The sequence below is a fragment of the Streptomyces sp. NPDC050535 genome (assembly GCF_044457665.1).
Taxonomy (GTDB): Bacteria; Actinomycetota; Actinomycetes; order Streptomycetales; family Streptomycetaceae; genus Streptomyces.
In genome coordinates, this window is the sequence record NZ_JBITHE010000020.1 from 112499 (window position 1) to 131220 (window position 18722).

Consider the following 18722-nt stretch of genomic DNA (forward strand, 5'->3'; position numbering starts at 1 on the left):
GCGAAACAGGGGCGATCTGGGGCGGTGGCTGACCACTCCGCCGCAGTGAACGGCCCGCCGCAGCGAACGGGGTGTGTGCAGCGTGCCGACCGCGATAGCCGTCACCAGTCCCGACCTGGTGCTCCCACCGAACGACCGGCAGACTCCGGCCGCGGTCGTCCAGCCCCTCGACACCCTCGAAAGCTCCCTCCTGGGGATGCACGCACTCATCGAGCAGCACGGGTACGTCATCTCGCTCTCCCCGGCCTCCGCCTCCGACGAGGTGACCCAGCGGCTGCGCACCGTCCGATCGGTCCTGGAGAGCGACCGCATCGCCCTGCTCGGCATCGACCTGCCGCCGCTCGGAGTGGCCCTGCTGGCCCAGCAGTTGAGGCAGCTCTCGGTCTGCGACTTCAGTCCCGGCGTGCTCGCCTCCGCCGCCCGGCTGCTCGCCCACTACATCTACGCGGGCGCCCTGCTCGGCTCGGTCGCCAAGCTCGACCGGATCCCGGTGTCCCTGAAGTCCCACGCCAAGTCGTGGGTGCCGGGCGCCCAGTTCGCCGTACTGGCCAATCCGCGACCGCAGCTCGTGCGCGTCGGCCAGGAGGAGCTCGCGGGGCCCGAGTTCGGCACCCGGCTGCTCACCGCCACCGGTCAGGCACCCTCCGACTGGGTCACCGAGACGCTCGCGCCCGCCTGGCGTGTGCAGGGCGTCGCGAACGTACCGCTGCCGGCGGAGTCGGCCCGCTGGTGGGGGACCGGCAAACTCGTCGAGTTCGCGGCCGGGCTGTACGACGTGTCCGTGCTCTACCAGCTCGTGTCGTCCGTCCGGCGGGAGCAGTGCCACTGGTGCGGGCTCGAACTCATCGGTGACCGCTGCGGGTTCTGCGCGGCGCCGCTGTCACCGCCCTCGTCCCAGCCGGTGACGGTGCCGTCGTCGCGTTCGGTGACGAGGTCGTCGCTGTCGGCACCTTCATCTTCATCCGAGCTTCCGGCTCCCCCCACGCGGGCAGCCTCTCATGTGCGTGCCCTGCCCCCGGGTGCCACGTAAGCACCGCCGAGCAACACCAGGTACGACCGCTCGACCCCGCCGTCTCCGCCCCACGATCGAGGTTGTCCGGATCATGAACTCACGCCAGCGCCGCGGCGTCATCCTGCTGGTCCTCTCGGCCCTGTGCGCCATGGGCGCCTTCGCCGCAGTGCTCTCGGTGATCCGTGACGTGAACTCCAAGGTCGGCCCGGAGGTGGCGGCGTACCGCCTGAAGGGCGACATCGCGCCCTACAAGAACCTGTCGGCCGACCAGTTCGAGAAGGTCGAGATGCCCGAGCGGTGGCTGTCGTCCACGGCCGTCACCGACCTCTCCCAGATCCGCGGCAAGATCGCGGTCACCCAGTTGGAGAAGGGCTCCCTGCTCCAGACCGACATGATCGTGGACCGGCCGGCGCTGGAGACGGGCCAGCAGGAGATCGCGATCCTCATCGACGCGTCGACGGGTGTCGCGGGCAAGATCAACCCGGGTTCGCGGGTCAACATCTACGCCACCTTCGAGGCCGAGGGCGACAAGGGCGTCGACCAGTCCAAGGTCATCGTCGAGAACGCCCGCGTCATCGACGTCGGCAAGATCACCGCGCTGGACCCCGGCCAGTCCAGTGCCGACCGCAGCAGGACCGCCACCCAGGCCGTCCCCATCACCTTCGCGCTCGGCACCGCGGACGCCCAACGCGTCGCGTACGCCGAGTCGTTCGCCGAACACGTCCGGCTGGCCCTGGTGGCGGGCGGCTCGGACATCGTCGTCGCTCCCGGCGACCGCACGTACACCCTCGACGAGGACAAGTAGGAGGCCGGGCATGACGACCAGGAGGCCGGGCGTGGTATCCGTGGCGTCGCGTGCGACGACCGCGCAGATGGAGTGGGCTACCGCGAAGACGGCGTCAGCGGCGACTGCCAGGACGGCGCCGGCGACCGCGGAGTCGGCGTCGGCTACCGCGCGGAGGGCGTCGGTGACCGCGAAGGCAGCGCCGATTTCGGCGGAGTTGGCGTCGGCGATCCCGCGGATGGCGTCGGCGACCTCGGACCGGGCCGTGACGACGAGGCGCAGGTGCCTCCGATGACCACCCGAATCCTGCCGGCCGTCGGCGACATAGACTCCGCCCGCGCGCTCACCACCCTGCTGAGCCAGCTCGCCGACGCCGAACCGGCCCCGCCGGTCCCCGACTCGACGGCCCTGCTGGACACCCTCGCCCGGCTCGCCGCGGAGTCCCTGGACGAGCTGCCCGAGGTCGTCCTCGTCCACGAACGGATAGGCCCGGTCCCGGCGTTGGAGCTGATCCGGGACCTGGTGATGCGCTTTCCCGCGGTCGGCGTCGTCCTCGTCACCGCCGACACCGGCAGCGCCGTGCTCACCGCCGCCATGGACTCCGGCGCCCGCGGCATCGTCGGCCTCCCGCTGGCCTACGACTCCCTCGCGGAACGCGTCCAGGCCGCCGCCGCCTGGTCACTCGGCATGCGCCGCCATCTGGGCAGCAGCACACCGGAGTTGTACGCCGGGCCAGGTGGCACCGTCGTCACGGTGACCGGCGCGAAGGGCGGCGTCGGCGCGACCGTGACGGCCGTACAACTCGCCCTGGCCGCACGGGCGTCGGGGCGTGAAGTGGCCTTGGTCGACCTGGACCTCCAGTCCGGCGACGTGGCCTCCTACCTCGACGTCCAGTTCCGCAGATCGATCGCCGACCTCGCCGGGATCAGCGACATCAACCCCCGGGTACTCCAGGACGCCGTCTACATCCACGACACCGGCCTCGGCCTGCTCCTCGCCCCCTCCGAGGGCGAGCGCGGCGAAGAGGTCACCGACCGGGTGGCCCGCCAGGTCCTGGGCACCCTGCGCTCCCGCAACGACGTCGTGATCGTCGACTGCGGCTCCCAGATGAACTCCGCGACCGCCGCCGCCATCGAGATGGCCGATCACGCGCTGCTGCTGGTCACGCCCGACGTCATCGCCGTGCGCGCCGCCAAACGCATGATCCGCATGTGGGACCGCCTCCAGATCCGCAAGGCCGAGGAGACGACCACCGTCGTCAACCGTTTCTCCCGCGGTACGGAGATCCAGCCCTCCCTCGTCGAACGTGTCACCGGCACCAGGGTCGCCCGCGCCGCCGTACCCGCCGCCTTCAAGGAACTCCAGTCCGTCGTCGACGCGGGCCGGCTCCAGGACCTCGACGCCCGCTCGACGGTGAAGCAGGCACTGTGGGCACTGGCCGGCGAACTCGGCCTCGTCGTCGGCCAGGAGGGCGGGGGCGGCGGCAGACGACGCAAGGCCCAGCCCACGGACCGCGGCGCGCTGGTGCTCCGGCGCAAGGGCGGCGACCGAGGAGCGGTGACCCTCGAGTTCGCCGGGATGTTCCCCCTGTTGCTCGTCGTCATGACCATCCTCTGGCAGTGCGTGCTGTACGGCTACTCGTACTCCCTCGCCGGGAACGCGGCGGACGAGGCGGCCCGGGCGGCGACGGCGGCGTACGCCGTGAACGGCGACTATCCCGGGGCGTGCCAGGCGGCGGGGAGCGAGCATCTGCCGAACGCCTGGAGCGGCGCCACGATCGGCTGCGTTCCGGGCAGTTCGCTGATGACGGCCGACGTGACCGTCCAGGTGCCGCTGTTCTTCCCGGGGTTCGACGCCGGGTGGACGGTGCATGGAGAGGCGGGCGCGGCCTTGGAGGGCGATGACTGATGAGGCTTCCCATGAGACGCCCACGGGTACGGAAACCGAGGCGCGGGCTCCGTGACGACCGAGGCGTCTCCATCCTGGAGTTCGTCGGTTTCCTGCCCATCCTCCTGGTGGTCGGAATGGCCGCCGTCCAGCTGGGCCTCATCGGGTACGGCATCAACCAGGCCGGCTCCGGGGCGCGGGCCGCCGCGCGGGTCGCCTCGCAGGACGGCAGCGGCGCGGGCGACGCGGCCGGTCAGGCCGCTGTGAGCGGCTGGCTCAACCCGGTCGTCTCGGCTGCCGAGGGCCCCGACCTCACCACCGCCACCGTCTCCGTCACCGTCCCCTCCGTGATCCCCCTCTTCGACGACGTGTCCATGTCGCGCCAAGCGACCATGCCCACCGACGACTGACCGCTCGTACGAGAGGAGCCGAAGCCATGAGCCTGCGTTCCCGTATCGCCGCCCCCGACGAGGGAGGGCCTGCCCGTGAGGACGGACACCTCGTCGCCGTCTACCGGGCCAAACTGCTGGAGGAGATCGACCTCGCCGAGATGTCGAGCCTGGCCGCGACGGAACGCCGCTCGCGGCTGGAACGCGTCCTTGGCCACATCATCAGCCGCGAGGGCCCCGTCCTGTCCTCCGCGGAACGCTCCCAGCTGATCCGCCGGGTCGTCGACGAGGCGCTGGGACTCGGCGTCCTCGAACCGCTGCTCGCCGACGCGTCGATCACCGAGATCATGGTCAACGGCCCCGACTCGATCTTCGTGGAGCGAGCGGGACGCGTCGAGCAACTCCCGCTCCGCTTCGCCTCGAACGACCAGCTCATGCAGACCATCGAGCGGATCGTCTCCACCGTCAACAGGCGCGTGGACGAGTCGAACCCCATGGTCGACGCCCGCCTCCCCACCGGCGAACGCGTCAACGTCATCATCCCGCCGCTCGCCCTCACCGGCCCGACCCTCACGATCCGCCGCTTCCCCCGGGCCTTCACCCTGCCGGAGCTGATCGGCCTCGGCTCCCTCGACGAGCAGATGCTCATGCTCCTCGCGGCCCTCGTGCGGGCCCGCTTCAACGTCATCGTCAGCGGCGGCACCGGCAGCGGCAAGACGACCCTGCTCAACGCGCTGTCCGGGCTCATCCCGTCCCACGAACGCATCATCACCATCGAGGACTCGGCCGAACTCCAGCTCCAGCAGGAGCATGTGATCCGCCTGGAGTCCCGACCCCCGAACGTCGAGGGCAAGGGCCAGGTCACCATCCGGGACCTGGTCCGCAACTCCCTGCGCATGCGTCCCGACCGCATCATCGTCGGTGAGGTCCGCGGCGGCGAGACCCTCGACATGCTCCAGGCCATGTCGACGGGCCACGACGGCTCCCTCGCCACGGTCCACTCCAACTCCGCCGAGGACGCGCTGATGCGCCTCCAGACCCTCGGTTCGATGTCCGAGGTCCAGATCCCCTTCGAGGCGCTGAAGGACCAGATCAACTCGGCCGTCGAGGTCGTCGTCCAGCTCTCCCGGCACGCCGACGGCTCCCGCAAGGTCACGGAGATCGCGCTGCTGGTCTCGCACGGCCGCGAACAGTTCCGCATCGCGCCCGTCACCCGCTTCGTCCCCCGCCCCGTCGGCCCCGACCGGGTCGTCCACGGCTACTTCGAGCACCTCCCGCTCCCGCGCTCGGTCGCGGAGAAGCTGTACGTCGCGGGTGAGTCGCTGCCGCCCGCCTTCGGCGTGGCCGAGGCCTACGACGTACTGAACACGAGGCAGGCCATCGGATGAGGTCCGTGATCACCTTCAGGAGGTGTGAGCCATGAGCAACTCCGCCCCGCTCGCCCTCGGCGCGACGGTCCTGTGCGGCACACTCGCGGTCGCGGGCGTCCACGCGTACGCCTCCGGACGCGCCCAGCGCCAGGCACTGGTCGACCGGCTCTCCAGCACCGGCCCCCTGCGCACCGCCGCGGGCCGGGTACGCCGCTTCGCGGGTGTCGACCGACGGCTGCGCCGTACCCGGGTCGGCCGATCGATCCATCTGCGTCTTTCGGCGACCGGACTCGATCTGACGGCGGGGGAGTTCTTCACCTACGTCACCGCCGTGGTGGTGGCGCTCTGGCTGATCGCGGCAGCGGCCCTGGCTCCCTTCTTCGGCCCGATCGCCGCTCTCCTGGGCGTCTGGAGCGCTGCGGTCTTCCTCAACTGGCAGCGCCAGAAACGTATCGAGGACTTCATCAGCCAACTCCCCGACGTGGCACGCCTGCTGGCGAACGCGACGGCGGCGGGACTGGCGCTGCGTACCGCCCTGGCGATGGCGGCGGAGGAGCTGGAGGCCCCGGCGGGCGAGGAACTCGCTCATGTGGCCGACCAGTTGACGATGGGCAGGACGGTCGAGGACGCCCTCGCCGAGCTCTCCGAACGTCTCCCCTCCCGCGAGCTGATCGTCCTGGTCACCACCCTCGTCCTCGCCAACAAGGCGGGCGGATCGGTCGTCAGCTCGCTCCGCAACCTCACCCAGACCCTGGAGGACCGCAAGGAGACCCGCCGCGAGGTGCGCACCATGCTCTCCGAGGTCAACGCCACCGCCTTCACGGTCCCGTTCCTCGGCATCGGCTCACTCGTGCTGATCAACTCCTCGAACGAGGGGGCCCTGGCCCGCGTCACCGGCTCCCCGCTCGGCCAGGGCCTGGTGCTGCTGTCCCTGGGCCTCTACACCGTCGGCTTCTTCGTCATCCGCCGTCTCGGCAAGATCGAAGTGTGAGGGAGGGATGACGTTGCCGCCGCTGCTGCTCGCCCTCGTCATGGCCGCCTCGATCGCGGGCGTCCTGCTGGGCATCCGCATGATCCGGGCCGACGCCAAACTGCCCTCCGACCTCGTACTCGCCCTGGAGGTCGGCGCGACCCGCGTCTCCAAGGCGGACTCGGCCGTCGACCGCCTCGGCATGCGCTTCGCCCCCTCGGTCCTGCGCCTGATGGGCCCGCGCCGCGTCGACGCCAAACGCCGCCGCATCGACATGGCGGGCAACCCCGGCGGCCTGACCCTCAACCGCTACGCGGCCCGCCGGGCGGTGTACGGCATCTTCGGCGTCGTACTCGCCCTCGTCTTCCTCTCCAACGGCCAACTCCTCTTCGCCGCACTGACCCTGGCCTTCGGCCTGACCGCCGCCGACGGCCTGATCTGGCAGGCCGTCCGCGAGCGCAAGGAGGTCATCGACCGCACCCTCCCCGACTTCCTCGACGTCCTCGCGGTCGTCGTCTCGGCGGGCCTCGGCTTCCGCCAGGCCCTGGACCGCGTCGCCGAGAAGTACGAGGGACCCTGGGCGGACGAACTGCGCATCACACTCCGGCAGATGGACGTCGGCGTCAGCCGCCGCCAGGCCTTCGACGAACTGCGCAGGCGCAACTCCTCGGAGCAGGTCGCCCAGTTCGTCTCGGCGTTGCAGCAGGGCGAGGAACTCGGCTCACCGATCGCCGACACCCTCATCCAGCTCGCCAACGACATGCGGCGGACCGACGCCCAGAACGCCCGCCGCCGCGCCGCGAAGACCATCCCCAAGGCGACGATGGTCACCCTCGTCTTCATGCTCCCGGCCACGATGATCCTGATCGCGACGGGCATGTTCCTGGGGTCGGGGACCGACTTCGGATCGATTCTGGGCCGATGATGACCATGAGGCTGACGCGACTGTGGACCGTGGGCGCCAGACGCCGTCACCCGGACGTCGAGGGTGAGGGCGGCGGGTACGAGGGCGCCGGGCCCCGGGGCGTCAGGCGCGAGGACGCCGGGTCCGGGGGCGCCGGTTGCGAGGGCGCCGGGTACGAGGGTGCCGGGTCCGGGGGCGCCGGGTACGAGGGTGCCGGGTCCGGGGGCGCCGGGTACGAGGGTGCCGGGTCCGGGGGCGCCGGTTGCGAGGGTGCCGGGCAGCGGGATGCGGGGGCGGGCACGGGCTGGCCCAAGGGCACGGGCGCCGGTTATCTGGCGGACGACGCCCCGCCTCCCGGCAGCATCCGCCTCCAGCTGAACGCCCTGCAGGCTCTCTGCCGCCAGGCCTTCGCCGTACGCCTCGTGGCCATCGCGATCGGCGCGCCCGTGGCGATGGCCAACACGGCGGACGGCCCGCCCCGTTACGCCGTACTGGCCGCGGCGGTCCTCGGCGTCATGTGCTCGTACGCCATGCTGCGCGACTGGGACCGCTTCGGCCCCCGCCTCCTCGCCCACCCCACCCTCATGGCCGTGGACCTTAGCTTCGGCGCGATCCTGCTCCTGACCGCGTCCCCGGCCTCCCCCCTCGCCTACGCGACGGTCTGCACCCCGCTCCTGGCGGGCCTCCTGTACGGCTGGCGCGGCTCGGGAGTCTTCACGGGCCTGCAACTCATCGTCCTGCTCACCGTGTACCGGGCCTGGGCACACCACGCCGGAGCGGGTGCCAACACCCTTCTCATCGCGGGCTTCTGCATCGGCGCCGGCATCATCGGAGTCACCCTCCGCAACCTGATGTTCCGCTTCGGTACGGCCAGTCAGGCACTGTCCGAGGCGACCTCCCGGCTGGCCGTGGCGGAGGCCGTGGAATCCGAACGGGCCCGCCTCGCACGCGAGATGCACGACTCGGTCGCGAAGACCCTGCACGGGCTGGCCCTCGCCGCGGAGGCGCTGGCGGCGTCGGCGGACGCGTCGGCGGGGTCGGAGGGGCCGGCGGGACCGGCGGGACCGGACGGTCCGGATGTCTCGGAGGCCAAGGCACTGAAGGCGCTCAAGGGCCAGGCGACGACAGTGGCGGACGCGGCGCGCAGAGCGGCGGCGGAGTCCCGCGCACTCCTGTCGGACCTGCGCCACCACACGGACCTCGTCACCGAACTCGCCGTCCGCACAGCGGACTTCGAGTCGCACACCCGGATCAGAACATCCCTGAACCACAAGGGCGGGCGCTGCCCGTCCCTCCCCGACACCACGGCCCACCACGTCCTGGCGATCGTCTCCGAGGCACTGGAGAACACCCACCGCCACGCGGACGCGAAGCGCGTCACCATCGAGCTGGAAGCCTCCGACACCGACCTCACGATCCGCGTCCAGGACGACGGACGAGGCCTTCCCGCCGCCGCCACGCTCCAGGACGCGGCGAAAACCGGCCATTTCGGCCTGCTGGGCATGACGGAACGGGCCGCGACCCTGAACGCCCGCATCCAGCTGGGCCCATCCCCACAGGGAGGCGCGGAGGTAGCCGTGACGCTCCCCGTCGCCGTCCCCGGCACGCCCGGCGCCCCCACACCCCCCAGACAGGAGGCCGCACATGCCTGACCAGGCAATTCCCGGCCCGCCGCCCCTTCGTGTACTCGTGGCCGACGACAACCCGGTCGTCCGGGCCGGCCTCACCGCGCTGCTCGGCGGCCACCCGGACATCGAGGTCGTGGGGGCGGCGGCCGACGGCGACGAGGCCCTCGCCCTCGCCGCCCGGCTCGCCCCGGACCTCGTGCTCCTCGACGTCCGCATGCCCGGCACCGACGGCCTGACCGCTCTGCCCGGCCTGACCCGTCTCGCTCCCGTGATGATGCTGACGTACAGCCGTGAACCCGAGGTCGTGGCCGAGGCCATGCGCCGCGGCGCGACCGGCTATCTGGTCCATGGCGAGTTCACTGCCGTCGAACTGGTCACAGCCGTACGGAACTTGAGGTACGCCCAACCCACTTTCACGAAATCACTCGGTGTTTCGTACGAACCGAACAAAAACTCTTCGCATCTGCAACCCTTTGTGGCACAGTCGTCAAAGGCTCGACTCACGCACGCGACGGGACTCCGCCGTCGCGCCCCCAATCAGCCCGCCTTCGGCCTGAGTTCAAGGGAGGTGGAGGTAATGGACCTCATCTCATCCGGCATGAGCAACCGCCAGATCGCCGCCACCTGCTTCATCAGCGAGAAGACGGTCAAGAACCACATCAACCGCATCTTCGCAAAGCTGCACAGTTCTTCGCGCAGCGAAGCGATCGCCCACTGGCTGGGTACGGCGCGGGAGGGGTGGACCGGGTGACCCCACGACAGCCGCCGTTACACGGAAGTTGGGCCCCCGGGCCCACTCGCAGTAGGCGGATTCTCACGTACGGTGCTCGGGTTGGCAGTTGTGGCGTCGCCTGGGAGGGCAGTGACGATGAGCAGGTTCGAGGCGTGGACGCGGACCGTTGTCTCCCGGATGCGGGACGAGCGGCGGGATGCCGGGGCGGGGTTCGTGGAGTATGCGGGCCTGCTGATCATCATCGCGGGGATCTTCACGCTGGTCGACAGCCTCGGGCTGGACAACCTGATCTCGACCGCGATACTCAACGCGGTCAACGACGTCATCGGCGGCTGAGCTCCGTACAGCTGCCGGACGACAGAGGTCAGACTCTTCCCATCTACATCTGGCTGACCGCGATTCTGCTTTTCGCCGCGTTTGCCTTCTTCGTGTTCGCCCAAGCGGCGTCCGCCCGCAATGGTGCCCAGTCCGCGGCGGACGCTGCGGCGTTGGCAGCCGCCCAGGACGCGCGGGACGAGATAGTGGACCAACTGGGCGTTGCCATCGGCCAGGAGGACGACTGGCTCGACTGGCTCGACGGCGACCTCGACCCCGCGGGTGCGGGTGCCGCGGGGGCGGCTCAAACGCTGGCCGCCGCGAACGACTCGACCGTTCAGGGCCTGGAGTTCGTCACGCTGAACGGCTTTCCCGGGTTCCGGGCGGACATCCAGACCAACTACACGGTCGGTGACTCGATCATTCCCGGCACGGAGGGTATGCAGGCCAGCGCCCACGCCACAGCCGTCATCAAACCGCGGTGCGATTTCGATCTGGACGCGGATCCCGCGAATCCCGTCGAACTGGATTGTGACGGCGAGATCGTGGACATCGATCCCGGAGATTTCGATCCGATCGACCTCCCGGACGCGTCCGTGCTGTTCGCTGTGCGACTGGCCGAGTGAGAGGAAGCTGTACCGATGGACTTTCGGCACACCATGAAGGGCCGCAGGGCGCTGAGCGCGGTGGCGATCGCGACTGGGCTGCTCCTCACGGTGGCCGGTTGCGGCGGGAGCGACGACGGTCAGTCCGACAAGGGCACCTCGTCCTCCCAATCCTCGTCGGCTCCCAGCAAGAGCACCGGGGACGGCGAAAACGAGTCGACGGAAACAGCGGACACGGTACTCGCCGAGGTCAAGGGGGAGAACGGCCTGACACTCGCCGTCACATCCGCCGTGCGCGACGAGGGAGGCTTCGTGACCGTCGAGGGGTCGGTCACGAACAACACGGACGGTATCTGGATCGCGGGGAACTGGCGCGGTGACGAGAGGGAATTGTCGAAGAACGGAGCCTCGATCGCGGGCGCCGTCCTCATCGACCAGAAAGGCAAGAAAAAGTACCTCATCCTCCGGGACACCTCCGGCCGCTGCCTGTGCACACAGTTCACCGGTGGCGTCCAACAGGGCGCGACCACCCAGTGGTTCGCCCAGTTCCCGGCGCCTCCCTCGGACACCACCGAGGTCGCCTTCCAGGTCGGCGGAATGCCCCCCGCCTCCATCCAACTCACCGAGGGCGAATAACCATGGCCCTCCCACCCCGCACCGTCGCGACGACGTTCACCGCTCTCGTCGTACTGGCCACGCTGAGCCTCACCGGGACCCCGGCGGACGCCGACGAAGGGGACCCGAGTGCTCCGCCGGGCAGTGTCACCACCTCGCCGCCTCCCGAAGTGGACCCCAACAGCCCGGGGTTGAAGCTCGCCGACGGCGGGACGCTGGCTCCCGCCAAGGTGCTGGACATCAAGTCGGTCGTGGAGGACCTCGGCGGTGAGGAACGGCGGGAGGACACGAACTCGGACGTGAGCTTCGCGCTGCAGGCGGAGGTCCTGTTCCCCAAGGACAGTTCGAAACTGAACCCCGAGGCCCGTTCCCGTATCCAGGCGATCGCGGACGAGATCGAGGCCCAGAAGGCGACGACCGTCCGGGTCTTCGGCTTCACCGACAACCTCGGCTCGTACGGCCACGGCCTCACCCTCTCCAAGAACCGTGCCGAGATGGTCCACGACCAACTGGCCTCCTTCCTCGGCTCGATGGACGTGACCTTCGAGGTCCGCGGCTACAGCGAGGACTACCCGATCGCGGACAACACCTCGGAGCAGGGCCGCCGCAAGAACCGCCGCGTGGAGGTCACGTTCCCGCGCGTATCGGCCGGCGACCAGAGCTGACCGACACGGCGACCGGGCGGGCAAAGCGGTTGTCCGCGGCGACAACCGCAGGTAAGAAGGCCCTATGACTGGACTCGGTGCGGTGTTCCGGCCTCAACTGCCCCCCGAACGTCTGCGTGCCGTGGCGCGCGCGGCGGACGAGGCGGGCCTTGAGGAACTCTGGCTGTGGGAGGACTGTTTCCTCGAAGGGGGCATCTCGGCGGCGGCGGCCGCGCTCGCCTGGACCGACCGGCTGCGGGTCGGCGTGGGCCTGCTCCCCGTCCCCCTGCGCAACGTGGCCGTCACCGCGATGGAGGCCGCCACCCTGCACAGGCTGTTCCCGGGCCGCGCGATTCTGGGCGTCGGCCACGGCGTACAGGACTGGATGGGACAGGTCGGGGCGCGGGCCGAGTCCCCGGTGACCCTCCTGCACGAGTACCTCGACGCGTTGCGCGCGCTGCTGCGCGGGGAGCGGGTCAGCGCGGACGGGCGGTACGTGAAGCTCGACGGCGTCGCCCTCGACTGGCCGCCGACCGCGGTGCCGGAGGTTCTCACCGGCGCCACCGGACCCCGTACGCTCCGGCTCTCCGGTGAGGCGGCGGACGGCACCATCCTCACCGCCGCCACCGCACCCGAAGGGGTACGGCGGGCACGCCTGCTCATCGACGAGGGGCGGGCGCGGGCCCAGCGGACCGATGACCACCGAGTGGTCGTCTACCTGCACGCGGCCACCGGCGCGGACGCCGACGCCCGTCTGCGCGCCGAGATCGAGGCCGGCGGAGAGGCGGCGCTGCCCGAGCACGGAGTCGCCGGTGACGCGGACGCGGTCGCCAAGGCCGTCCAGCGCCTCGCGGACGCCGGCGCCGACACCGTGATCCTCCAGCCGACCGCCGACGAACCCGATCCCGAGGGGTTCGTGCGGTTCGTGGCCGACGAGGTGCGACCGCTGGTCCCCTGAAGGCCGGCCCGATTGTCAGTGCCCGGTGCGACACTGCTCGGCATGAGCGACGAGGTGCGGATCAGGGACGTACGGGACACCGACCTGGAGCTGTTCTACGAGCAGCAGCTCGACCCGGAGGCGGTGCGGAGGGCGAGATTCCCCTCCCGGGACCGGGAGACGTTCATGACTCACTGGGCCACGAACGTCCTCGGCGACAGCACCGCCCTCGTCCAGGCGGTCACCGTCGGCGGCGAAACGGCCGGCAGCATCGTCGCGTGGTGGGCGGGCCGGCAGGACGAGAGGGACCGGCAGCGCTTCGTGGGCTACTGGTTCGGCCGTCAGTACTGGGGCCGGGGCATCGGCACCCGGTCCCTGGGGCTCTTCCTCCAGTTGGAGAAGACCCGTCCGCTGTACGCCGATCCCTTCGTCGGCAACACCGCCTCGGTACGCCTGCTGGAGAGACACGGCTTCCGGCTCAGCGAGACGGTCCGCCCCGGTGAGGACGAGCATCCCCTGCTCGTCCTCCACGCGGAGGGGAGTCAGCCGGGCCGGTGATCCCCCGCCGTCCCGTCGAGCAGCTCCCGCACGATGTCCATGTGCCCCGCGTGCCGGGCGGTCTCCTCGACCATCCGGATGAGGACCCACCGCAGCGACACCGTCGCGCCGCTCCAGGACGTGCCCAGGTCGTCCAGTGACCGCTCGGCGATCGTGTCGTCGGCGGCGGTGCGGGCGCGGCCGTAGAAGTCGACGATCTCCGCGGTCGTCTCGCCCTGGTCGGCGCTCATGTCCTCCCCGGCGAACGGGTCGAACCACAACGGCTCGGTCCCGTACCCGAAGGTCGTGCGGAACCAGCCGTACTCGACGGACCCCAGATGCTTCACCAGGCCCAGCAGACTGGTCCCGGACGGGGTCATCGGCCGCCGTAGCCGCTCGTCGTCGAGGCCCTCCAGCTTCCACAGCACGGCGTCCCGGTGTCGGTTGAGGCTCGCGTGCAGGCTCTCCTTCTCGCCACCGGTGTACGGCACCCGGACGGCCCCTGGATTCGTCGTCATGCCCGGAACGTAACAGCGGCCACCGATGTCGTGGTGGTCGGAGCCGGAATGGTGGGCGCGGCCTGCGACAAGGCCGGACAACGCCCACCGGCGCCCGGCGTCGGCCATGATCGCCCGGCCTCGGCCATGACCGTCGGCACCGCTCGGCATCCCCCGGCAGGGAGAAATTCCCTCGCGTCCCTCCCGCACCCGGGGGAGGATCCTTACATGACCACCGCCCGCCGTACCTTCGAAGCCCTGGTCGCCGAGGCCGAGGCCGCGTCCGTCGACGGCTGGGACTTCTCCTGGTTCGAGGGCCGGGCCACCGAGGAGCGGCCCTCCTGGGGGTACGCGCGCGCCATGGGGGAGCGGCTCGCGCGGGCGTCCGCCGCCCTCGACGTCCAGACCGGGGGCGGCGAAGTCCTCGCCTCCGCCCCGGAGCTGCCGCCGCTCACCGTCGCCACCGAGGGCTGGCCGCCGAACGTCGCCAAGGCCACCGCCCTCCTCCATCCGCGCGGCGCCGTCGTCGTCGCCTCCCCGGAGGACGCCCCGCTGCCCTTCGCGGCCCAGGCCTTCGACCTGGTCGTCAGCCGGCATCCCGTCCACACGTACTGGGACGAGATCGCACGTGTCCTGCGCCCCGGCGGCACCTACTTCTCCCAACAGGTCGGCCCGGCGAGCGTCTTCGAGCTCGTGGAGTACTTCGTCGGCCCGCAACCGGACGAGGTCAGGAACGGCCGCCATCCCGACCGGGCGCTCGCCGCCGCCGAGGCCGCCGGGCTCGACGTCGTGGACCTCCGCTCGGAGCGCCTGCGCATCGAGTTCCACGACGTCGGAGCCGTCGTCCACTTCCTGCGCAAGGTGATCTGGATGGTCCCCGGCTTCACCGTCGACCAGTACCTCCCCCAACTCCGCGCCCTCCACGAACGCATCGAAACCGAGGGCCCGTTCACAGCCCACAGCACCCGCTTCCTGATCGAAACCCGAAAGCCGCCACACTCCGCCTAGACCGGCGAGCCCGCAGACCCGACAGGTCCCGCCCGGCCCCGCGATCCCGGGGAACCGACAAGGCCCACTTTGACCCGCGGCCCACGGGGCGACTCAACCCACCCGGCCCCGCGAACCCGCAGACAGACTCACCCCGCCTGCACGCGGTTCCCGAAAGCCGCCACACCCCGCCCCTGGACCGGCGAGCCCGCAGAGCTGACACGGCCCACCTGGGTCCGCGATCCCGCCGCCGGCACGCTTGGACCAGCGAGCCGCCCGAAAGCCGACCCAACTCGCCCGCCCCCGCGAGCCCGAATACCGACCCTGCCCACTCGGACAGGCGAGCCCAGATCCCGGCACAGCCCACTCGGGCGGCCGAGCCGGCGGCCGACGAAGGGACCGAGTAGTCGCGCGAGCCCTCACGCATGCGCCCCCGCCGTCACCTCCCCGATCACCAACTCCGCCTTCGCCTCCAGCACTTCGCCGACCCGAGACACCTGCGCCGCCAACTCCCGTGTCTGTGCCGCCGTCAGCCGCCCCAGTGGCTCCACCGTGACCGTCGTGCGCCGCCCCTGGCGCCGCTGGTGCCAGACGCCGGCGACCACGCCGTCGACCAGGAGCACCGGGTAGTTGCCGGCCTGACCGCCCGCGAGGGCTCGCTCGTACGCCGTCCCGGGGAACAGCGTCTCGCGCGGCTGGGCGGCGATGGCGTAGGCGTCGAAGTACGGGAGCAGCCGCACCCCCCGCACGGGCCCGGCGGGGAAGCCGGTGTCGCCGGCCGCCACCCAGGCCGGTCCGCCCGCGAACTCGACCTCGTCGATCTCACCGGCCGAAGCGGCCGAGGCGAACAGTTCCCTGGCCCAACCCCGCGGCGCAGCCAGCCACTTGGCGAAGTGCGCCGGCGTCGCCGGTCCGTACGCGCGCAGATAGCGCCGTACGAGCGTGCCGAGCGCCGCGTCCGCCGGGAGCGGTTCGAAGCGCGGCGGCCGCGTGTACGTCACCTTGCGGCCCCGGTTCGGCCCGAAGGACAGCGCACCCCGCTGCCCGGCCCGGTGCATCACCTGACGCCAGCGCGGCCACATGGTCTGGAACGCGGGCATCACCAGATCCCCGGCCCACGGCCCGGTGCGTGCCACGACCGCGTCGCTCAGCTCGTCGATGGTCAGGCAGGCCCCGTCCAGCGCGTCCCCGATCGCCGCGACCACCTCGTCCGCTCGCGCCCCGCTGAGCCGTACGTCGCTCGCGAACGGGCCCGCTCCGGTCGGAATCGCCCCCAACGCGGCGCTCCACATAGGAAGTTCGGCGGCGGGAAGCAGATGCAGGGTCCCGCGGGGGCCGTACGTCTTCACCAGCGACCGGTCCTCCCACAGCGCCGCCCGTACGTCCGCCCGCGTCACCCCGTCCGTGCGCACGCCCACCGACACCTCGGCCGCCGACAGCACCTGCGCGTGGGCGCCGAGCATCGCGCCGACCACCTCGGCGACAGGGGTGCCGGCCGCCGCGGGCACGATCAGGGACTGCCGTTCCAGCCGCCGCGCGCTCGCCCCGGTCCATGTGATCTTCACAGTCATGGGGCGACGCTAGATCCGAAAGAGGTCGGATTCTGTCCGCTGGGGGCCTGAAAACCGACCGCCGATCTGATTGACCGAAAACATGCGGTGCAACACGGTCTGCGTGAGATGTCCGTCCGCATGACGGACGTACGGCGGTCGTGCAGCGGTCATTCGACGGTCATGCGGCGACTGAGGCGTCGAAGCGCGGGTGTATCGGAGATGTGGCGGACGACTCACGGGGTTTCCACATCGTTACCGGGACGGCCTCGCCTCGTCTGTTCGCCTCACGTAAGTTCAGGCCAAGGGAATTCGCGTGAGCAAAGCTGCGCGTGTGGCACCGCGCGGTGGAGGGGGCTGCGCGGTGCCTGTTCCCCTGCTCCGGGCGGCCTGAGGTGGTTTCGCCGACCTCAGGGCCGGGTCACCGGTACTGGACCGCGACCCGCACTCCGCGCCGTATGCCCCACCGCTCCATCACCCCGGCCTCCGCCTCCAGGACGTGCCTGGCCCGCGGTCGCGGCAGCCCCACCCGCCCCGGACGCATCGTCCGTACCGCCAGAACCCGGAAATCCCGGTCCAGGTGTGCGACGTCGATCGCGAACCGCATCCCCAGCGTGTGCACCGAGCTCGCCGGGCTCAGCAGCAGTGCCCCCTCGATGCCGTCCCGCCCCAGCAGCCCGCGTCGCCGGGCCCGCGCCGACTCGGCGAACTCCAGTGGCACCGGCTCGGATGTCCCGGGAGTGGTGAACGTGGCCATGGCTGCGAAGTTAGCGGTGGCGTCAAGCGGACGTTCCCCGCGGGCGTCACTCTCCCGGAGTACGCCCGGGTGAGTCGCGGAGGAAAGCACAACCGTGTGCAAATCCTCGGGATCTTTCCGAATCCTCCGCGAACACCGGTGAATCCCTTTGAATCGGCCGTGATTCGGCCATCATCACGCCCTGAATCCGGGCTTCCGCGTCCAGCTCGGCGTTGCCAGACGGTTGCGGAGAGTAGTTGTGGCACGCCGATGCACACAGCATCACTTACGAAGGGTTATGGTGGAAACCCCCCCTCGGGCCGGTCCGTCTCCCCCCCACGGACCGGCCCGTTTTTTGTGCCCGGACCCGGTCCGCCCGACGGGCGCCCCCGTGCGCCCCCCGGTTCCGCATCCCGGAGTACCGGTGACTCAGCGCCGACCGGCCCAGATGTTCGTCCCCGGCGTCGACACCGCGAACGTGTCGATCTCCTTCAGCTCCTCGCCCGTCAGCTTCGGCGCCGACAGCGCCGCCAGGTTCTCCTCGAGTTGCCGCACGCTGGACGCGCCGATGAGCGCGGAGGTCATCCGCTCGTCGCGCAGCACCCAGGTGAGCGCGAGCTGGGCGAGGGACTGGCCGCGGCGGGCCGCGATGTCGTTCAGCCCGTTCAGCCGGCGTACGACATCCGTGTCGCCCGCCAGGCCCGGGTCGAGCGACTTGCCCTGGGTGGCGCGCGAGCCCTCGGGGATGCCCTTGAGGTACTTGCCCGTCAGCAGGCCCTGCGCGAGCGGCGCGAAGGAGATGCAGCCCATGCCGGCCGCCTCCAGCGTGTCGAGCAGGGAGTCGTCCTCCGTCCAGCGGTTGATCATCGAGTACGAGGGCTGGTGGATGAGCGGACGCACCCCCATGCCGGTCAGGATGCCGACCGCCTCGGCGGTCTGCTCGGCGGTGTAGGAGGACACCCCCACATACAGCGCCTTGCCCTGCTGGACCGCGGACGCGAGCGCGCCCATCGTCTCCTCCAGCGGGGTGTCCGGGTCGAAGCGGTGCGAGTAGAAGATGTCCACGTACTCGACGCCCATCCGCTTCAGCGAGGCGTCAAGCGAGGACAGCAGGTACTTGCGGGAACCCCACTCCCCGTACGGACCGGGGTGCATCTGGTAGCCCGCCTTGGTCGACAGGACCAGCTCGTCCCGGTACGGCGCGAAGTCCTGCTTCAGCAGCTTGCCGAAGTTGAGCTCCGCGGAGCCGGCAGGCGGTCCGTAGTTGTTCGCCAGGTCGAAGTGCGTGACGCCCAGATCGAAGGCGTGGCGCAGGATAGCGCGCTGGGATTCGAGGCCGCGGTCGTCACCGAAGTTGTGCCACAGGCCGAGTGAGACGGCGGGCAGCTTCAGTCCGCTGCGGCCCGTGCGCCGGAATTCCATCGAGTCGTACCGCTCCGTCGCCGCGCGGTACACAGACGTGTCGTTCATGGACACGAAGCTACGTCAGCGCACAGTCGACTCATGGGAGAGCCCCGCGCTTCGTCGCGGGAGGGCCTGTACCCCAAGGGAACACAGCATTCCAGCAGGGGTAGGGTGTCGGCCCTGAGGGATCGCCATTTGCACGGAGGGGCTGACAAACA

At 70.7% G+C, this 18722-nt stretch carries 20 protein-coding genes; 16 read left to right on the forward strand and 4 right to left on the reverse strand.

All coding sequences use genetic code 11. The annotated features are described in order from the left end of the window. The first annotated feature begins 82 nt into the window (after positions 1-82). The 15 genes from ACIBLC_RS32960 (at position 83) to ACIBLC_RS33030 (ending at position 13351) form a co-directional block, all read left to right on the forward strand. Positions 83-1030, forward strand: a complete 948-nt coding sequence (locus ACIBLC_RS32960; protein WP_399215016.1) for a hypothetical protein — start codon at positions 83-85, stop codon at positions 1028-1030. A gap of 73 nt (positions 1031-1103) precedes the next feature. Then, on the forward strand, positions 1104-1817 hold the full coding sequence (gene cpaB, locus ACIBLC_RS32965; protein ID WP_399215017.1) for a Flp pilus assembly protein CpaB: 714 nt from the start codon (positions 1104-1106) through the stop codon (positions 1815-1817). 270 nt (positions 1818-2087) lie between these two features. Then, positions 2088-3704, forward strand: a complete 1617-nt coding sequence (locus ACIBLC_RS32970; RefSeq protein WP_399215077.1) for a CpaE family protein — start codon at positions 2088-2090, stop codon at positions 3702-3704. An 11-nt stretch (positions 3705-3715) separates the two neighbouring features. After that, positions 3716-4093, forward strand: coding sequence for a TadE/TadG family type IV pilus assembly protein (locus tag ACIBLC_RS32975; protein WP_399215018.1), 378 nt, complete (start codon positions 3716-3718; stop codon positions 4091-4093). A 26-nt stretch (positions 4094-4119) separates the two neighbouring features. Next, positions 4120-5460: a CpaF family protein gene (locus tag ACIBLC_RS32980; RefSeq protein WP_399215019.1), complete on the forward strand. Its 1341-nt coding sequence runs from the start codon at positions 4120-4122 to the stop codon at positions 5458-5460. Positions 5461-5491: 31 nt separating this feature from the next. Continuing rightward, entirely contained in the window at positions 5492-6433 is a 942-nt protein-coding gene (locus ACIBLC_RS32985; protein ID WP_399215020.1) for a type II secretion system F family protein, read from the forward strand. Positions 6434-6440: 7 nt separating this feature from the next. Continuing rightward, complete coding sequence (locus ACIBLC_RS32990) at positions 6441-7337, forward strand: DUF5936 domain-containing protein (RefSeq protein WP_399215021.1); 897 nt, start codon at positions 6441-6443, stop codon at positions 7335-7337. 5 nt (positions 7338-7342) lie between these two features. Next, positions 7343-8968 (forward strand): ATP-binding protein, encoded by a 1626-nt coding sequence (locus tag ACIBLC_RS32995; protein ID WP_399215022.1) that lies wholly within the window; start codon positions 7343-7345, stop codon positions 8966-8968. Continuing rightward, the gene (locus ACIBLC_RS33000; RefSeq protein WP_399215023.1) at positions 8961-9695 is read left to right on the forward strand and encodes a response regulator; all 735 of its coding nucleotides are present in this window, start codon (positions 8961-8963) and stop codon (positions 9693-9695) included. Before ACIBLC_RS32995 ends, ACIBLC_RS33000 begins: the two co-directional genes overlap by 8 nt. Positions 9696-9812: 117 nt before the next feature. Beyond that, positions 9813-10013, forward strand: a complete 201-nt coding sequence (locus ACIBLC_RS33005; protein ID WP_399215024.1) for a hypothetical protein — start codon at positions 9813-9815, stop codon at positions 10011-10013. 11 nt (positions 10014-10024) lie between these two features. Continuing rightward, entirely contained in the window at positions 10025-10618 is a 594-nt protein-coding gene (locus ACIBLC_RS33010; RefSeq protein WP_399215078.1) for a pilus assembly protein TadG-related protein, read from the forward strand. Positions 10619-10633: 15 nt separating this feature from the next. Further along, complete coding sequence (locus ACIBLC_RS33015; protein WP_399215025.1) at positions 10634-11233, forward strand: hypothetical protein; 600 nt, start codon at positions 10634-10636, stop codon at positions 11231-11233. A gap of 2 nt (positions 11234-11235) precedes the next feature. Next, positions 11236-11877, forward strand: a complete 642-nt coding sequence (locus ACIBLC_RS33020; protein WP_399215026.1) for an OmpA family protein — start codon at positions 11236-11238, stop codon at positions 11875-11877. A gap of 64 nt (positions 11878-11941) precedes the next feature. Then, positions 11942-12814 (forward strand): LLM class flavin-dependent oxidoreductase, encoded by an 873-nt coding sequence (locus ACIBLC_RS33025; protein ID WP_399215027.1) that lies wholly within the window; start codon positions 11942-11944, stop codon positions 12812-12814. 42 nt (positions 12815-12856) lie between these two features. Next, complete coding sequence (locus ACIBLC_RS33030; RefSeq protein ID WP_399215028.1) at positions 12857-13351, forward strand: GNAT family N-acetyltransferase; 495 nt, start codon at positions 12857-12859, stop codon at positions 13349-13351. On the opposite strand, the gene ACIBLC_RS33035 is transcribed toward ACIBLC_RS33030, so the two are convergent. Beyond that, the gene (locus ACIBLC_RS33035; RefSeq protein ID WP_399215029.1) at positions 13336-13848 is read right to left on the reverse strand and encodes a DinB family protein; all 513 of its coding nucleotides are present in this window, start codon (positions 13846-13848) and stop codon (positions 13336-13338) included. The genes ACIBLC_RS33030 and ACIBLC_RS33035 overlap by 16 nt on opposite strands. A gap of 207 nt (positions 13849-14055) precedes the next feature. Between ACIBLC_RS33035 and ACIBLC_RS33040 the strand changes: the two genes are divergently transcribed. Next, positions 14056-14835, forward strand: a complete 780-nt coding sequence (locus tag ACIBLC_RS33040) for a class I SAM-dependent methyltransferase (RefSeq protein ID WP_399215030.1) — start codon at positions 14056-14058, stop codon at positions 14833-14835. Between the two features lie 398 nt (positions 14836-15233). On the opposite strand, the gene ACIBLC_RS33045 is transcribed toward ACIBLC_RS33040, so the two are convergent. The 3 genes from ACIBLC_RS33045 to mgrA all read right to left on the reverse strand — a co-directional run bounded on the left by ACIBLC_RS33045 (position 15234) and on the right by mgrA (position 18570). Beyond that, positions 15234-16385 (reverse strand): winged helix DNA-binding domain-containing protein, encoded by a 1152-nt coding sequence (locus tag ACIBLC_RS33045; protein ID WP_399215031.1) that lies wholly within the window; start codon positions 16383-16385, stop codon positions 15234-15236. A gap of 400 nt (positions 16386-16785) precedes the next feature. After that, complete coding sequence (locus tag ACIBLC_RS33050; protein ID WP_399215032.1) at positions 16786-17121, reverse strand: DUF192 domain-containing protein; 336 nt, start codon at positions 17119-17121, stop codon at positions 16786-16788. 408 nt (positions 17122-17529) lie between these two features. Then, positions 17530-18570, reverse strand: coding sequence for an L-glyceraldehyde 3-phosphate reductase (mgrA, locus tag ACIBLC_RS33055; RefSeq protein ID WP_399215033.1), 1041 nt, complete (start codon positions 18568-18570; stop codon positions 17530-17532). Positions 18571-18722: the final 152 nt, after the last annotated feature.

Bases quoted from the DNA above. Each gene is read 5' to 3' on its own strand.
- cpaB (WP_399215017.1), top strand. From the start codon at position 1,104: ATGAACTCACGCCAGCGCCGCGGCGTCATCCTGCTGGTCCTCTCGGCC.
- ACIBLC_RS32970 (WP_399215077.1), top strand. From the start codon at position 2,088: ATGACCACCCGAATCCTGCCGGCCGTCGGCGACATAGACTCCGCCCGC.
- ACIBLC_RS32975 (WP_399215018.1), top strand. From the start codon at position 3,716: ATGAGACGCCCACGGGTACGGAAACCGAGGCGCGGGCTCCGTGACGAC.
- ACIBLC_RS32980 (WP_399215019.1), top strand. From the start codon at position 4,120: ATGAGCCTGCGTTCCCGTATCGCCGCCCCCGACGAGGGAGGGCCTGCC.
- ACIBLC_RS32985 (WP_399215020.1), top strand. From the start codon at position 5,492: ATGAGCAACTCCGCCCCGCTCGCCCTCGGCGCGACGGTCCTGTGCGGC.
- ACIBLC_RS32990 (WP_399215021.1), top strand. From the start codon at position 6,441: ATGACGTTGCCGCCGCTGCTGCTCGCCCTCGTCATGGCCGCCTCGATC.
- ACIBLC_RS32995 (WP_399215022.1), top strand. From the start codon at position 7,343: ATGAGGCTGACGCGACTGTGGACCGTGGGCGCCAGACGCCGTCACCCG.
- ACIBLC_RS33000 (WP_399215023.1), top strand. From the start codon at position 8,961: ATGCCTGACCAGGCAATTCCCGGCCCGCCGCCCCTTCGTGTACTCGTG.
- ACIBLC_RS33005 (WP_399215024.1), top strand. From the start codon at position 9,813: ATGAGCAGGTTCGAGGCGTGGACGCGGACCGTTGTCTCCCGGATGCGG.
- ACIBLC_RS33015 (WP_399215025.1), top strand. From the start codon at position 10,634: ATGGACTTTCGGCACACCATGAAGGGCCGCAGGGCGCTGAGCGCGGTG.
- ACIBLC_RS33020 (WP_399215026.1), top strand. From the start codon at position 11,236: ATGGCCCTCCCACCCCGCACCGTCGCGACGACGTTCACCGCTCTCGTC.
- ACIBLC_RS33025 (WP_399215027.1), top strand. From the start codon at position 11,942: ATGACTGGACTCGGTGCGGTGTTCCGGCCTCAACTGCCCCCCGAACGT.
- ACIBLC_RS33030 (WP_399215028.1), top strand. From the start codon at position 12,857: ATGAGCGACGAGGTGCGGATCAGGGACGTACGGGACACCGACCTGGAG.
- ACIBLC_RS33035 (WP_399215029.1), bottom strand. From the start codon at position 13,848: ATGACGACGAATCCAGGGGCCGTCCGGGTGCCGTACACCGGTGGCGAG.
- ACIBLC_RS33040 (WP_399215030.1), top strand. From the start codon at position 14,056: ATGACCACCGCCCGCCGTACCTTCGAAGCCCTGGTCGCCGAGGCCGAG.
- ACIBLC_RS33045 (WP_399215031.1), bottom strand. From the start codon at position 16,385: ATGACTGTGAAGATCACATGGACCGGGGCGAGCGCGCGGCGGCTGGAA.
- ACIBLC_RS33050 (WP_399215032.1), bottom strand. From the start codon at position 17,121: ATGGCCACGTTCACCACTCCCGGGACATCCGAGCCGGTGCCACTGGAG.
- mgrA (WP_399215033.1), bottom strand. From the start codon at position 18,570: ATGAACGACACGTCTGTGTACCGCGCGGCGACGGAGCGGTACGACTCG.